Genomic DNA, 15,485 nt, shown 5'->3' with positions numbered 1-15,485 from the left:
ATTTTGTCCGGCTTGCTACTTTTTAAACCGCTGTTCGCTAAAGCGCTAAATTTAGCTGCGGTATGCGGTTTGCTGCGCGCCTGGGCAAGAAGCGCGATAAATTTAGCGGCGAAGCGGGCGAGCTTTAAATTTTAAATTATCCACGCCTTGCCGCGGAACGTTAAATTTAAACGAGCGCTTTAAAGCTTAAAAATTTTATCGCGCGATGCAAGGCGGTAAATTTAATCTCGTGCTGCCGTCAATCGGTATGCTGCTATCCGCGTAAAATTTTAACGCCGTGCCGCTTTCGACGCTCTTGTTATGACTGGTTTGTGCGCCGTGCTAGCCATAGCCAAACTTTATGATTAATTACACCTAGCCTCTTAAAATTCATCTTAAATTTGCTAAAATTGCAGCAAAATTTAAAATTTAAAGGAGCCCAAATGTCAAATATCTTAATCATAGGCGCAGGCGGCGTGAGCCAAGTCGCGACCGTAAAATGCGCGATGAACGCGGACGTTTTTAGCAAGATCACCCTTGCTAGCCGCACAAAAAGCAAGTGCGACGCGATCGCTAAATTTATCAAAGACCGCCTTGGCGTGCAGATCGACACCGCCCAGATCGACGCGGACGATACCGACGCCGTAGTCGCGCTCATCAAAAAAACGGGTGCGCAGCTACTGCTAAACGTCGCGCTGCCGTATCAGGACCTAACGCTGATGGACGCGTGCTCGCGCGCCGGCATCCCATACATCGACACCGCAAACTACGAGCACCCCGACACCGCCAAATTCGAATACAAGCTGCAGTGGGCGAAGGACGGCGAGTTTAAAGCCGCAAACACGATGGCGCTGCTGGGAAGCGGCTTTGATCCGGGCGTGACCAATGTATTTTGCGCTTATGCACAGCAAAATTTATTTGACGAGATCGGCGAGATCGACATCCTAGACTGCAACGCAGGAGATCACGGCTATCCGTTCGCGACGAATTTTAACCCAGAAATCAACCTGCGCGAAGTGAGTGCAAAGGGCCGCTACTGGGAGCGCGGCGAGTGGAAAGAGACCGAGCCGATGCAGATAATGTTCAAATGGGACTATCCAAAAGTAGGCGTCAAGGACAGCTACCTGCTCTATCACGAGGAGCTCGAAAGCTTAGTAAAAAACATCAAAGGGCTAAAGCGAATCCGCTTTTTCATGACCTTTGGACAAAGCTACCTAACTCACATGAAATGCCTAGAAAACGTCGGCATGCTTCGCATCGACGAGGTCGAGCATAACGGCGTAAAAATAATTCCGATTCAATTTTTAAAGACCTTGCTGCCTGATCCTGCGAGCCTTGGCCCTCGCACGAAAGGCAAAACCAATATCGGCTGCGTGATACGTGGCTTAAAAGACGGCAAAGAACGCCAGGTCTATATCTACAACGTCTGCGATCATGAGGCTTGCTACGCCGAGACGGGCGCGCAGGCGGTGAGCTACACAACGGGCGTACCTGCGATGATCGGCTCGATGATGGTGGCAAAGGGCATCTGGAGCGGCAAAGGCGTCTTTAATATGGAAAATTTCGACGCCAAACCTTTCATGGATGAGCTAAACAGGCAGGGCTTGCCGTGGGAGATAATCGAAATGAAACCCGGCGAGAGGTATGAGGTGTGAGCATGGGATTTATCCAAGAAATTATAAATAAAATATTAAATCTTTTAAAGCCTAAGCTTGAAAGTCTTGAAGCTAAATTTTATTTTTTTGGTATTCCTATAATATCCGTTTCAAGATTAATGTTTAAAATACAAAATAATATATTTATTATTATTTTATTCTAAATTGGTATATTATTATTATGCGCAGGAGTTTTGGTCTGGTGTTTTAGTTTATTGAAAAGGAAATGGGTTGTAAACTTAGTGAAAGTTTTCTTAGTTTTACTAAATGTTCCAACTTATTTTTTGGCAGAATTTATATCTAGAAATTTAATTGCTGAAACAATATATTTGCCCGTAAGGGATTTTGATTTTACTTTAAAAATTTTAACTTCTATTTTTTATATACCTATAGCTATTTACTTATCTTGTATTTTTTTAATAGTAATGGCTTTTTTGGCGATGATTGTTGGTATGATAATAGATATGGTAAGCTCTAATTTGGCTAAATTTAAACATAAATATGAATTACAACTAATACACTTTTGTAGAATAGCAGGGATATTTTTAATTGCATCAATTGCACATTCTGTTTCTAGCAGTGTTATTATTTATAGTATTTCCAGCAACCCACTTGTATCAAAAACTATAAAATATATAGCCTTTTATGGTGATTATCAATTAATGAAAAATTATCCTGATGCAAAAGAGGAAGAGCGTATAATATTACATGAAAATGGCGTAATTTCATCTGCAAGTCAAGATAATGACGAAATAGTAATAAAGATAAGAAAATTTGAGGAATAGAATTCTGTGTAATCTTTATGCCATTAAGACTATGAAAGAGCTTTATAAAAATTATTATTACTTTCTTGTGCGATGCTTGCGGCGTTTTCTGCGGGTACGCCGCGAGTGATGTCTTGGATCATAGCGCTGTTTGTTTGGCTAAGCGTGCTCGCGGCGTATTTTAATAAGTAAATTTTAAATTACGGCGAAATTTTATAATTTGCCATCGAGTTCAGCTCTGTTTTAAACAGACGAGCGGTTTCTTAAATTTAAACTCTAGCTAAATTTAGACCGAAATTTTTAAGTAAACTTTGCTATAATCGCCGCAATTTTGAAAAAACCGAGGAGAAAATATGAAACTAATTTACGCCGCTTGCGTGCTAGCCGCTTTTGCTTCGGCTCAGACCGAAACTGTGCAGGTGCCGGACTTTGCCAAAAGCTCGATGAAGACGCATGAGCAGGCCGAGGAAAAACTAATCGCAAATGCCCTAAAAGGCGATCTAAGCCAGATCGCAAGCGACCTGAAGATCGATAAAACGCTAAAGGGCGGCGAGTCGCTTGTCATTAACGGCGCGCATTACAGGACGATCGAGGGCGACAGCACGCAGTGGAAAGAGGGCGATGCCGTGCGCCTGCTAAGCGGCAATAAGGACGGCAGATGCCTAAGCTCGATCATGCTCAATCTGCGCACGAAAACCGTCTGTAAATTTATGTGCGACGCGTATTAGGCGAGAATTTCGTCTAAACCACAAAAATCCACCGGTCCGGCGTAAGTTTCTTGCAACGACCGGTTGTTTCTGCCATTTAGCCATAGCATAGATCGCTAAATATATGCCTATGAATAAAACATTGTTATATATTTTTTTAAAAGCGTTCGTTATGTTTATTGTCCTATATTTGTTCATTCCACACCCAGAAGATGGAATTTATAATATGCTAGATATACGCATGTTTATTGGCTTAGTGTTGTTTTGTATCTGCCTTATATTGGATATTTAGTTTATATCTTAATCTCTATCTTTACGTATCATATTTTTTGATGGTCGCCAAAATTGCATATCACAAATTTAAATTCTAAACGGCTTGACTTCGGTTGTTTTTAAAATTTTGCTTTTAATATCGATAAATTCTGCTATAATAAACGCAAATTAAACAATGTCGTTAAAGACATAACGCGGGCGTGATAAAGCGAGTAAAATTTGCAGAGGCAAATTTTAACCTTCCGCTCGGTACTTCAAACGGCAAATCAAGGAAAAAGATGCAAAAATTTAGAATTACAAACGGCGAATGCTCCCGTATGGATATGTTTTTGATCATGACGCTGGTTTATATATTCGGCGTGGCATGCAGGTTTTTTTGGATATATTGGGCTAGCGGGATCGAGCAGTTTTCTTTCGATGGCGAGCTCATCATGACCACAAACGACGCCTTTGCGAATGCCGAGGGCGCGCGCGATATGATAGCGGGCTTTCACCAACCGGGCGATCTTAGCCCGTACGGCGCGTCGATCCCAACTCTAGCATTTTTACTTAGCAAAATTTTACCCGTCAGCCTAAATAGCATTACGATCTATATGAGCGTGTTTTTGGCGCCGCTAGTGGTCGTGCCGATTATTTTGATAGCAAGAGAGTATAAGATCCTGGGCGCCGGCATCATCGCAGCGCTGCTTGCTTGCGTGCTGCCCGGATATTATATTAGGACTTTGGGCGGGTATTTTGATAGCGATATGTTAAATGTTACTCTGCCGCTGCTAACGCTATGGGCTTTGATTAGGCTCATAGGGCGAAGCGAGCAGAGCAGCTTTGCTTTACCTGCCGTTTTTACGGTGATTTATGATTGGTGGTATCCTAGCTCGTATTCTTTAAATATGGCGATTATAGTGATATTTTTAATCTATACTTTGATTTTTAATAGACGCAATGAGGCAAATTACAAAGCGATTATTCTTATGGTTGCAGCGGTCATAAAATTTAGCGCGTATTACGAAGGTGAGACAATAATTGTAAATTATATTTTATTGTTTAAAATCGCACTTATTATGTTTTTATATTTTTTAATGATTAAAATTCCAAGCCATAAAAGCAAAAAAGCTCTTCGGATTTTGGGCGTGATCGTCGCAATTACGTTCGTCATATTCGGCGGACTTGTGCCTATAGCAGTGCAGCTTAAAGCTTACATCTTAAAAGATGTAAGCAAAGAGGAAATTTTCTACTTCTACGGCGTTAGAAGTACGGTTAATGAGGTAGAAAACGCTAATTTCATAAAATTTGTGCTTGAATCTAGTGGGCATCTATTTATATTTATATGCGCCGTAGGAGGGTTGGCTCTACTGCTGATAAAATTTCGTTCGTTTATATTAACCTTGCCGATGATAGCGCTTGGAGTTTTAGCACTTTTCGGTGGAACTCGCTTTACAATGTACGCTACACCGATGATAGCGCTTGGATTTGCTTATTTTATATATTTCACGCTGAATTACTTTGAAATACGCACTTGGCTTAGAAGTACTTTGTTAGCTATTTTAACCTGTTTAGCGCTAATGCCTAGCATAGATTTTATTTATAAATTCCGAGTTGCGCCTACGCTTACGAAAGACTCCATAACGCCTCTTGCAGAGCTAAAAAATAAAGCTAGCAGGGAGGATTATGTACTATCGTGGTGGGATTACGGATATTTAATCAGATATTACTCCGATGTAAAAGTAGTAGCTGATCCCGGAGGTAGACAGGCAGGAGAATACACTTTTATGAGTGCGTTTTCCTTTAATAAAGATGAGGTAAGCTCTGCTAATATGGCAAGACTTAATGTCGAATATATACAAAAGTTGCAAGGTAAAAAATTTGATCCTAAACTGGAAGATAAATTTAAACTAAACCTATATCAAATTCAAAAAGATTATGGCGAAGCGGATATCAATAAATTTTTAAGTTCTTTAAGCGATAAGAATTTCAAGCTTCCACGGAAAACTAGGGATATATATTATTATTTTGTACCGCACATGATAGATATATTGCCCAATATTTTAAAATTTTCTACTGTAGATATAGAAACAGGTAAAGAGTCTTGGACACCATTTATTCATGTGGGTTATGATATTAGAATGGGTAAAGATGGAGAGAGCATCATAATAAATGATGAATGCACGCTGCCTAGTGTCGATCCTGAATACCTAATCTATGACGGTAAAAGAATGCCTATTAATTCATATTATCAAGTGGGCGAAGTAAACGGCAAACTCGTCAAATTATCTAAGCAGATAGATAAAAATTCTAATCTTTACGTGATATTTTTACCGGATTATCAAAGAATTTTGATCTTAGATAAAAAGGTCTTTGAATCAGCCTTTATCCAACTTTTTGTGCTGGAAAACTATGATAAAGATCTGTTTGAGCCCGTTTATTTAAGTAATTATGCGCGGATTTACAAGTTATTAAGATAAATTTATATTCAGAGGAATATTGCGTAAATTCTTATTGCATTATGCTTTTACAAAGCGTATGTTACTAAGCGATAAAATTATAATGTAAATTATATGCTGAGATTTAGAATTTATACTGGCTATAAATAAATTACAAAAATACTTTAAAATTTTGTCACTAAAAATCGTAAATGTTATGTATTTACTTTAAATTTAGCCTAGGTTTCGAAGCGTGTCGCTATCATTGAGATGAAATTTCACCCAAAGGAGTAAAGATGAGAAATTTAGTTGCAAAAGCATTGTTGCTTAGTTCTTTAGCTGCAGTAAGCGCGATGGCGGAGGGGCTTTTTATAGGCGGCGAAGGCGGATACAATTTCAAAAACCAAGCCGCAGGTTTTGATGATGGACAGCCGCAAGTCGGCGTTAAGGCCGGATATGACTTCGGCACGTTTAGGGCCTACGGCGGGTATTTTTACGGATTTAAGGGCGAGGATTCCAGCTCGAATGCCAATTCGAAAAGAAAGGTTAAATGGAGCACGCACGATTTCGTAGCCGGTGCGGATTTTACGCCGGAGCTTTTCAGTAGATTTAAGCTCGTCCTAGGTGCTTACGCTGGGCTTTCGGTGCTAGATACTGAAGTTAAAATAGACTATAGCAATGGCGGCTGGGTTAGAGCAGACGATACGCTGGGTGGCTTCATTTTGGGCGGCAAGATAGGTACTGCGTATGAGTTTGGCTCCAATAGTGAGATTGAAATGGGCTTTAAAGCAAGCAAGGCGTGGTACAAAGACGGCGATTATATCGAAGATAACGACGGTAAAAAATACGGCGTTTACGCAGGATATAATTATAAATTCTAAGAATTTTCATATTTGAGGCATTGCACTGCTTTCATAGAGCCTTGATGCTCAGTGGCTTTGCGGTGTATCAGGTAAGGCTAGCTTCGTCGCAAGGCTTTACTAAGTTTTAGTAGAATCTTGCGACGAGGTTTAAATTATGATGAATTTAACGCCTTTAAATTCAATCCTAAAATTTTAACTTACAGAATTTCGTCGATAAAAATTTCATTTTAGATTTTATTGGCTAAATTCCACCCCTGCGCTTTTGGATAAAATTTCGTTCATTTTCGAGATTAGATTAAAATTTTAATGACGGCAAAAGAAATTTTAGATAAAATCAATATTTTCATACCAAAATTTTACTCAAAGGATAGAGATGAAGAGTTACGTTACGGGCTTTCCGCGTATCGGAGAGCAGCGCGAGTTAAAGAAGGCTTTGGAGAGCTATTGGGCGGGCAAGTGCGATTATGACGCTCTAGAGCGAGTCGCCGCAGAGCTAAAAGATCGCCACATCAAATATCAGCTGGATGCTTGGAGCGGCTTAATTAGCGTAAACGACTTTTCATACTACGATCTGATGCTCGATACCAGCGTGCTTTTCGGCGTGATCCCGCAGCGCTTCGCGGCTCTTTCGGCGCATGAGCAGTATTTTGCGATGGCGCGCGGCAGTAAAGACGCAGTCGCGATGGAGATGACGAAGTGGTTTAATACAAACTACCACTATATCGTGCCTGAGATCTCGGCGTATACGGAATTTAGCCTAAATCCTAGTAAAATTTTAAGCGAGTACAAGGCCGCGAAGAATAACGATTTTAAGGATTCCTGCGCGCTAAAGATAAATTTAATCGGACCTATCACCTATCTTGCGCTTAGCAAATCAAGTGATAAAAGCGATCCACTCGCGCATTTAGATGCCCTTGCCGCGAAATATGAGGAGCTGCTAAAGCTTCTTAGCGAGCTTGATAACGAGGTCGTGGTTCAGATCGATGAGCCGATTTTCGTAACGGATCGCGCAGCGGAGTTGGCGCCAAAGATTGAGCCTGTTTATCAGCGCCTAAGTAAGGCTGCAAGCAACGTAAAAATCATCTTTATGACCTATTTCGAGCATGCGACCGAGGCCGTACGCGAGATAGTAAAGACTGATGTTTGGGCGATCGGGCTTGATTTTGTTTACGCAAGCGAGGAGAATATCAAAAAAGAGCTTCAAGCTTTAAAAGACGCCAAGACCGTGCTTTTCGCAGGCGTGATCGACGGGCGCAATATCTGGAAGAGCGACATCGACAAAAAGCTCGCCCAGCTCAAGGCCATCGAAGCCTACGTGCCTAAGGAGCGCATCTATGTGGGCACCTCCTGCTCGCTTTTGCACGTGCCTTTCACGCTAAAATACGAGGACAAGCTAAACGCCGAGATCAGATCCTGGCTAAGTTTCGCGGTCGAAAAACTAAGCGAAATTTCGATTTTAACCCATCTTTTCTTTGAAATTCCGATGTGCGAGCACGGCATGAAGGCATACGAAGAAAATCAAAAATCCGCTAAAACTCGCGCTAGCTCGCCGCTTATTCATGATGAGCGAGTGCAAAGCCGTGCCGCAAATTTAAATAAATTCGAGCGCGCCGATCGCTACGAGGATCGCATCAAGGTGCAGAAAAAGAAGCTAGGCTATGGAATTTTACCTACCACTACGATCGGCTCCTTCCCTCAGACTGCCGAGCTTCGCCAAGTTCGCAACGCCTACAAAAAGGGCTTAATTGGCCGCGAAGCCTATGAGCGCGACATCAAAGCCTACATCGACGAGTGCGTCAAATTTCAAGACGAGATCGGTCTAGACGTGCTGGTTCACGGCGAGCCCGAGCGTAACGATATGGTCGAGTATTTCGGCGAGCAGATGAGCGGATACGCGTTTAGCGCTAACGGCTGGGTGCAGAGCTACGGCAGCCGCTGCGTGAAACCGCCGCTACTTTTCGGCGACGTGAGCCGCCCAAAACCGATGACGGTAGAGTGGATCAAATACGCTCAAAGCCGTACTAAAAAGATTATGAAGGGCATGCTAACGGGGCCTGTTACGATGATGAACTGGAGCTTCGTGCGCGACGATAAGCCTCGCGAGCAGATAGTAAAACAGCTCGCACTTGCGATTTTTGATGAAATTTCGGATCTGCAAGACGCGGGTATCAAGATCGTTCAGGTGGACGAGGCGGCGTTTAAAGAGGGGTACCCGCTTAGATCCGAAAACATTCCTGCGTATGAAAAATTCGCCGTTAGTGCCTTTAAGCTCGCCGTCAGCGCCGCAAGCGCTCACACGCAGATCCATACGCATATGTGCTATTCGGAGTTTAACGACATAATCAAAACGATCGAGGCGATGGATGCCGACGTCATCAGCATCGAGACCGCTCGCAGTGGCAACGAGCTACTTCGAGTTTTCAAATCAGTCGGCTATAAGCAAGAGGTCGGTCCGGGCGTTTACGACATCCATAGCCCGCGAATTCCTAGTGTGCAGGAACTCGTAAGTCAGATCCGCGCACTGCTTGAGGTGCTTCCGAAAGAGCAGCTGTGGATCAACCCGGACTGCGGTCTAAAAACCCGCAAATGGGAGGAGGTCCGCCCTAGCCTAAAAAATATGGTTGAGGCGGTAAGAATTATCCGCACAGAAGCATAAATTTCGCGCAGAAAAAGACTTTGCTGTCGGGTAAATTCCGCCCGACAGCTGTTTTACGATAGAATTATGTGGAACGTTTATTTCGAGCGTGGACCGTTAAAACATCTGCGTGAAATTTTACTTCGAACGAGCATTAAAGGGCGATAAGAGATTTCTACGCGTCTGCTTGGCAAGCAAATTTGATAGCTGCTAAGTAATACAGCGATGTGAAATTTTGCGCGAGATTTACGGATTTCTCAGTTGGGCATGCGCGGGATCTTTTTAAAATACGACGTAAAATTTCATCTCGACTGCTAGCTTGGAATTTCATCGCAACTGCTCGCTTGCTTGAGGTGCGGAGCGTAAATTTTATCGAGATTGCCCTGAAGGCGGGCTGGGGCAAGCGATAAAATTTTAAAATTTTCGCAAATTGATCCTTGTGCGCACAAATCTAGCCAGCCGAATAAAAAATGCTGAAATTTGCAATTTTACGCGGCGTTTTATGAACTGTTCGCGCCGCTAAATTGGAATTTTAAAACGCGAGCCAAAGCCGGTATCTTTGCGCTAGAAATTTTAAATTGCAAATTAAAATTTACATTATCTCGTTAGAATGGCTAGGTTACGAAGCAAGATTCGGCTCTGCTAGGTTAAATTTCAGCTCAAACTCAAATCTATGTAGCCGTATTGAAATTTACGGCTAATTTTGCCTAACGAGCTCGAATTTACGCTGCGCTAAAACTAAGCCCAGAGCCAAAATTTTACAATGCGAAGCTCATTGATTTTAACTTGTGTTTTTTGCAAGAAAGAGCGAGGCTAGCGTAAAGTGCGTTTGCGTTGATACAAAATTTTAAAAGGGGCTTTATGGCGGCGCAGGTTTGCAATTTGCAGTAAAAATTTAAAGCCATGATTTTGGCTCATAAGGCACAGCTTTTAGATGGTTTCTATCACGCCTTAAAGTGAGATTTACTTAGTAATTTCGCGCGATAGATTTTAACGGGCGGAATTTTATTATCGCTGCAAAATTTTTGGCTTTTAAAATTTTGCTTTGTAGAATTTTAGCCCTCATAGTTGTGATGAAGTGGCTCATATTATTTCATAAGATTTTAGCGGCGTCGCGCGCCTAATTTATATAGCATGATCCAAGGCGCTTATTTTGAAGTCCTGCGGGTAGAACCTATGAGACTGCGTTTGCGAGCTTTTGTAAGAATTTGATGGCAAACCGCTCAGCGCGTTTAAAAATTTTATTCGTGTGTAGAGCTCTCATTTGCGTTTTAAATTTTGCCATTGTGGCGGAATTTTGCTCACGTGGTAAGGGCTTGCATGCAAGCTGACCGTGAATCTAAGAAGGATTTGGACGCTAGATTTATTAGAGCGTTTAGCGGCGCAATGCCGTGCCTGCGCATAAAATCTCGCGTTGCAAGCGATTAAAAAAAGTTTTTGGCTTTTTCGCTTCGTATAAATTTCGCGCCGTGAGCGTCTAAAAGCCCGCAAGAGCTTTAAAAATTTAAATTGGAAAGATTGAATGACATTTTTTTCGCCCGAGTTTGTCTTTGCTTTTTTAGCGTTTTTAATCGTTTATTGGACGCTCAAAAATCATATTTTCGCGCAAAAAATTCTGATCCTGTTAGCAAGCTATGGCTTCATGTGCTCCGTAAATCCACGCTTTGCGCTAGTGCTTGCAGCCTATAGTGCTTTCGTATATTTTGCAGGGGTGTGTATCGCGCGCGCTAATTACGTAGTCGCGAAAGCCATACCGCCCGCAAAGCAGTCTTCGCGCAAGAAAAAGCTCTCGCGTAAAGCGGCAGCCAAGCAGATGAGCGCAACAAAACAAGCTGGCATAGCAAAGCAGGTGCAAAAAGCGGGGTTAGCGAAGCAGATTCCGTTACCCACTGCGAAGGCGCGCGCAGTGATGCTTACGGCAGTTGCTGGCGGCTTATTTTTTCTCGCATTTTTTAAATATTACGGCTACGTCAGGGAGTTTTTCAATGCTGCGCTTGCTGCGCTTCACCTAGGTGTCGTTGATAGCGTGGCGTTTCCGCTTGGAATTTCATATTATGTTTTTATGTCGATCACCTATTTCGTCTCGGTTTATAGGCGCGAATGCGGCGAGCAGGGCTTTTTGAGCTTGGCGTGCTTTTTGGCGTTTTTCCCTAGCGTCGTGATGGGTCCTATCGGGCGCGCTAGCGCTGCCAAGGGCGTAGAGCCAGTACTGCCGCAGTTTGATCGCTTCAAGCACTTTGGCAATGCCGATGAAATTTATGTGCTTATAATTTTTGCCTTAGTTAAGATGTTGCCTATTAGCGGCTATTTGGGCGCGTATTATAGCGATGTGATTTCGGGCGTTTACGGCGATGAGCCTGAGTCCTCCGCGGCGCAAATTCTAGCTGCACTACTGCTTTATGGCGTGGTGCTTTATACGAATTTTAGCGGTTTTATCGATATGGCGCGTGCGCTTGGGCTTGCGATGGGCTTTAAGCTGCCGCAGAATTTTAATATGCCTTATGCAGCTAAGAATTTAGGCGAGTTTTGGGATCGCTGGCATATCAGCTTATCCACGTTTATACGCGATTATATTTATATCCCGCTTGGTGGCTCGCGCAATGGCTTTGCGCGCACCTGCGTAAATTTGCTAATCGCATTTGCGCTCTCGGGCATTTGGCACGGCGCGGGATTAAATTTTTTGATTTGGGGGCTTTTGCACGGAGCAGCGCTTGTATTTTTAAAATGTCTTGCTAAAGTGGGCGTAAAGCCGCTAAATCCGTATTTGGCACTATTTTGCACCTATATTTTTGTAAGTTTCGCTTGGATTTTTTTCGCCAATTCCCTTCCGGATGCGGCGGCGATTTTGGGTGCTTTTGCCCGCGCACGAGCTTTCGGAGATATTAGTGAGCTAGCGGTGCTGGCGGTGATATTAGCGGGGATTTTTGTTTATCCTAAAATTTCAGCTCTTAAAGATACTTTGATCGCGCTTTTTGCCGAGCTGCCGTTTTTACCTAAAGCTCTCGTGCTCGGCATGATTTTCACGCTGATTTTCGCGCTGATGCCAAGCGGAATTCCAAATTTCATCTACGCAGGATTTTAGATGCTTAGGTTTGTTTCGACTCTGCTTTTTGCGCTGCTTTTCTCAGCATTTTTTATGCAAGGCTCGCTGCTTTATTATTTGGAGCAGCGATTTCACGATGATTTCGGGCTAGAAGAATGGCTGCGCCGCTCGCCGTTTCGCGTAGGTGGAGAGATCTACGAAAAGATTGCAAATGGCGCAGATAGGCTAGAGCAGCGTATCAAAGGCGAGGACATTAGCAAGGATGAGGACGCAAGTCCGCATAGCGGAAGCAAAAATTTTAAAAAACATGCGCAAGATCGTATGGCGGGAAATCAAGCTTTGCAAAGCATGGGGGCGCGAGATCACGATGCTTCGCAAAGCGTTAAACCGCAAGGTAGCAAGCCGCAAGCTCATGCTGCAAAGAATTCCTCTTTAAATAATTCTACGCATCATTCAAAGACGCGCGATTTGGCGCAGGAGCCTTACACACAAAATTCCATCCCTCAAAATTCTACTTCGCGAAATTCCGTGTCACAAAGCCTGGCTACAACAAGCTCTGTGTCGCGCAGCTCCTCTGCGTCACAAAACTCCGTTACGGCAAGCGCAACCTTGCAAAGCGGCGAAAATTCCGATTCTCAACTTCCTGCTACGCAGGCCTTGGAGCAGAATTTAACGACGCAAAGCTCCGCGGAGATTGATGCTAAAATTTCGCTTAGCGACGATGGCAAGATCCGCCTAAACGCAGGCGATGAGGTGCTTTTTATGGGCGATAGCCTGATGCAATACGTGGGGATGAACGCTAAGAAATTTTTCCCGAAGCGAAGCCTGAGGGTGATCGATCTTAGCAAGCAATCTACGGGGCTTGCGAGCAAGAAATCTTTCGACTGGCAAAAGACGCTCGATACCGCGCTTCGCGAAAACGGCGGCGTTAAGCTCGTAGTCGTGCTGCTGGGTGCGAACGACGTCTGGGAGTACCGCGCAGGCGGCAAGACCTACGGCATCAAAACGCCGCGCTGGCGGGAGTTTTACGCCTCAAGGGTGCGCGAGATCTACGATACGGCGCACTCGCACGGCGCGGGAGTGCTGTGGCTAGCGATGCCGTGTATGCAAAAGCCGGATTTTGAGGAGAAAACGCAGCTGCTAAATCAAATATATGCCGACGCTAGTATGGCGCTTGGCGGGTATTTTATGCAAACAACCCCGCTGGTGTGCGAAAAAGGCGTCTATAAAACCTATCTGCAAAGCGGCTCCAAGCTCGTGCGCGTGCGCCAAGACGACGGCATTCATATGAGCAAAGAGGGTTGCGAAGCGGTAGCGAAAGAAATTTTATCAAGGATTGAAGTTGAGTAAATTTATAGTGATTTTATTTGCCGCATTATTAGGCGGATGCGCGGCAAACGCAGGCGTCCGCGGCATAAATTCCGCAAACGCAAAAAGCTCTGCGGGCTTTGGAGTGAAATTTTTTGGCGATTCGCATTTAGGAAGCGACGCGCTGATAGATGCTTTCAGGCACGGCTTTTTCGTGCAAAACAGCGTCGGCTTCGTGCCTGCAATGATGCCTAAATATCACAAAAGCGAAAATATAGAATTTAAGCAAAACGGCTTTAATGTAATCTCGTCTCGCACCGAGCAAGACCCCGATTTTCCGCTATGCGGAGTGATCGCTACCGGCAAAAAGGGCGCTAATGTGCGACTGGAGCTAAAGCAGCTTAGCGGCGATTTTTACGTCGAAATTTTACATAAATCGGATCAGGGCGGCGAGATTTTTCGCGTGCGCGATGCAAGTGGGCTAAGCGCGTATATTTCGCAAGAAGTGCCGCAGAAATGGGAGTATTCTAAGCTGCGACTTAGATTTCCGATCGAAATTCGATCGCTGCGTGACGGAGCAGAGCTTGGAGGATATAAAATTTATCGTAAAAACGCGCGCTTTGCAGACTCTTGTGCGAGCAACGGCGCGTTTAGCAACCTCTACGAAAAATGGGGTGCAGATGCCTTTGGTAGGGATTTTTCGGGACTTAGATACGATCTCGTAGTCATCGCTTACGGCACAAATGATGCGATGGATCCGAAATTTGACGAGCAAAAATTCTACCAAAGCGTCCGTGGGCTGCTTCGCTCCGTCCGCTCCGCAGCTCCCGGTGCAAAAATCCTGCTCGTAGCGCCGCCGCGAAGCCCTAAAGTGCCAAACGCCTCACGCGCTGCGGAGGTGCTAGCGCATCTGGCGCGAGATGAAGGGGCGATGTTTTACGACATAGCCGGTCTTATGGATGAGGATGGCGGCTGGCGCGGCTGGCGCGAGCGTGGGCTGATCCGCCCTGACGAAATCCACTTGCAAAAAGAGGGCTACGAAAAAATCGGCGCAGCGCTGGCGACGAAATTGCGCGGCAGGCTTTAAATTTAATCTTGAAATTTAGGCGGCTCGCCGTAAAATTTACAAAGTCCGTCGCTAAATTTAAAATTTAGCGGCAGTAAGCAAAGCTGCGCCTATTTGGATTTCGCCGCTTAGATCTGCGCCGCGAAATTTAAATCAGAAGCTGCGGCTTTAAATTTACGCGTCGATAGGCTTGATGCCTGTGCTTTTAAAATATGTCGTCCAAATTTACGCTTTTAATTTGGATTAAATTTGCGTGGTTGCGGATCGGAACGCTAGTCGGGTTTTTGCGACGCGTGCGCTGCGTAAAATTTAGCGCTTAAAATTCTATTCGCATGGGCTGCGACAAAGCGCGGCGAGTTAAATTTAAGAAAGCAAAAAAGGAGAGGCAGATGATATATCTTTGCGGCGATACGCACGGAATAAACGAGATCGGCAAAATAACGAACAAGGCCTTTGCGGGCGGGCTTAGCGCCGATGATTTCGTCATCGTGCTCGGAGATTTTGGGCTGTTTTGGAGCGAGCGGATAGATGAGTTTATGGCGCGCAAAAATATAGAAAGATATTTTCCCGCCACGCTTCTTTTCATAGACGGCAACCATGAAAATTTCGATATGTTGGATGAGCTGCCGCGCGAGCGGAAATTCGGCGGCACCGTGAGCGTGGGCGGCGAAAACATATTTTGGCTGCGGCGCGGCGAAATTTACGAGATCGCGGGGCGGCGCTTTTTGTGCTTCGGCGGCGCGCTTAGCGTCGATAAGGCGCATCGGATACCGGG

General features: G+C 44.4%; 11 protein-coding genes. All 11 read left to right on the top strand.

What is annotated here, in order from left to right:
• Positions 1-422: 422 nt before the first annotated feature.
• The gene (locus tag Q0413_RS03965) at positions 423-1,634 is read left to right on the top strand and encodes a saccharopine dehydrogenase family protein (protein ID WP_298987536.1); all 1,212 of its coding nucleotides are present in this window, start codon (positions 423-425) and stop codon (positions 1,632-1,634) included.
• A 2-nt stretch (positions 1,635-1,636) separates the two neighbouring features.
• Entirely contained in the window at positions 1,637-1,798 is a 162-nt protein-coding gene (locus tag Q0413_RS03960) for a hypothetical protein (protein ID WP_298987534.1), read from the top strand.
• Between the two features lie 78 nt (positions 1,799-1,876).
• Positions 1,877-2,419 carry a hypothetical protein gene (locus Q0413_RS03955; RefSeq protein ID WP_298987531.1) on the top strand — a complete coding sequence of 181 codons (543 nt, stop codon included), beginning with the start codon at positions 1,877-1,879 and terminating at the stop codon, positions 2,417-2,419.
• Between the two features lie 332 nt (positions 2,420-2,751).
• Positions 2,752-3,126, top strand: coding sequence for a hypothetical protein (locus Q0413_RS03950; protein ID WP_005871123.1), 375 nt, complete (start codon positions 2,752-2,754; stop codon positions 3,124-3,126).
• Positions 3,127-3,656: 530 nt separating this feature from the next.
• A complete protein-coding gene (locus Q0413_RS03945; RefSeq protein ID WP_298987527.1) occupies positions 3,657-5,837 on the top strand; it encodes an STT3 domain-containing protein in 2,181 nt (726 codons plus the stop codon).
• Positions 5,838-6,091: 254 nt separating this feature from the next.
• A complete protein-coding gene (locus tag Q0413_RS03940; protein WP_298102897.1) occupies positions 6,092-6,676 on the top strand; it encodes a hypothetical protein in 585 nt (194 codons plus the stop codon).
• A 355-nt stretch (positions 6,677-7,031) separates the two neighbouring features.
• Positions 7,032-9,314, top strand: coding sequence for a 5-methyltetrahydropteroyltriglutamate--homocysteine S-methyltransferase (gene metE / locus Q0413_RS03935; protein ID WP_298987523.1), 2,283 nt, complete (start codon positions 7,032-7,034; stop codon positions 9,312-9,314).
• A 1,501-nt stretch (positions 9,315-10,815) separates the two neighbouring features.
• Positions 10,816-12,375 carry an MBOAT family O-acyltransferase gene (locus tag Q0413_RS03930; protein ID WP_298987520.1) on the top strand — a complete coding sequence of 520 codons (1,560 nt, stop codon included), beginning with the start codon at positions 10,816-10,818 and terminating at the stop codon, positions 12,373-12,375.
• Positions 12,376-13,686, top strand: a complete 1,311-nt coding sequence (locus tag Q0413_RS03925; RefSeq protein WP_298987518.1) for a DUF459 domain-containing protein — start codon at positions 12,376-12,378, stop codon at positions 13,684-13,686.
• Positions 13,679-14,731, top strand: coding sequence for a GDSL-type esterase/lipase family protein (locus Q0413_RS03920; protein ID WP_298987516.1), 1,053 nt, complete (start codon positions 13,679-13,681; stop codon positions 14,729-14,731). The genes Q0413_RS03925 and Q0413_RS03920 overlap by 8 nt, the downstream gene beginning before the upstream one ends.
• 368 nt (positions 14,732-15,099) lie before the next feature.
• Positions 15,100-15,485 (top strand): metallophosphoesterase (locus Q0413_RS03915; RefSeq protein WP_298987512.1); only part of this gene is annotated, 386 nt, incomplete at its 3' end.

Origin of the sequence: uncultured Campylobacter sp. (genome assembly GCF_938045465.1) — a bacterium.
Lineage (GTDB): Bacteria > Campylobacterota > Campylobacteria > Campylobacterales > Campylobacteraceae > Campylobacter_B.
The sequence above is the reverse complement of the archived record's forward strand: the minus strand, read 5'-3'. Positions and strand labels throughout refer to the sequence as shown.

Bases quoted from the DNA above. Each gene is read 5' to 3' on its own strand.
- Q0413_RS03965 (WP_298987536.1), top strand. From the start codon at position 423: ATGTCAAATATCTTAATCATAGGCGCAGGCGGCGTGAGCCAAGTCGCG.
- Q0413_RS03960 (WP_298987534.1), top strand. From the start codon at position 1,637: ATGGGATTTATCCAAGAAATTATAAATAAAATATTAAATCTTTTAAAG.
- Q0413_RS03950 (WP_005871123.1), top strand. From the start codon at position 2,752: ATGAAACTAATTTACGCCGCTTGCGTGCTAGCCGCTTTTGCTTCGGCT.
- Q0413_RS03945 (WP_298987527.1), top strand. From the start codon at position 3,657: ATGCAAAAATTTAGAATTACAAACGGCGAATGCTCCCGTATGGATATG.
- Q0413_RS03940 (WP_298102897.1), top strand. From the start codon at position 6,092: ATGAGAAATTTAGTTGCAAAAGCATTGTTGCTTAGTTCTTTAGCTGCA.
- metE (WP_298987523.1), top strand. From the start codon at position 7,032: ATGAAGAGTTACGTTACGGGCTTTCCGCGTATCGGAGAGCAGCGCGAG.
- Q0413_RS03930 (WP_298987520.1), top strand. From the start codon at position 10,816: ATGACATTTTTTTCGCCCGAGTTTGTCTTTGCTTTTTTAGCGTTTTTA.
- Q0413_RS03925 (WP_298987518.1), top strand. From the start codon at position 12,376: ATGCTTAGGTTTGTTTCGACTCTGCTTTTTGCGCTGCTTTTCTCAGCA.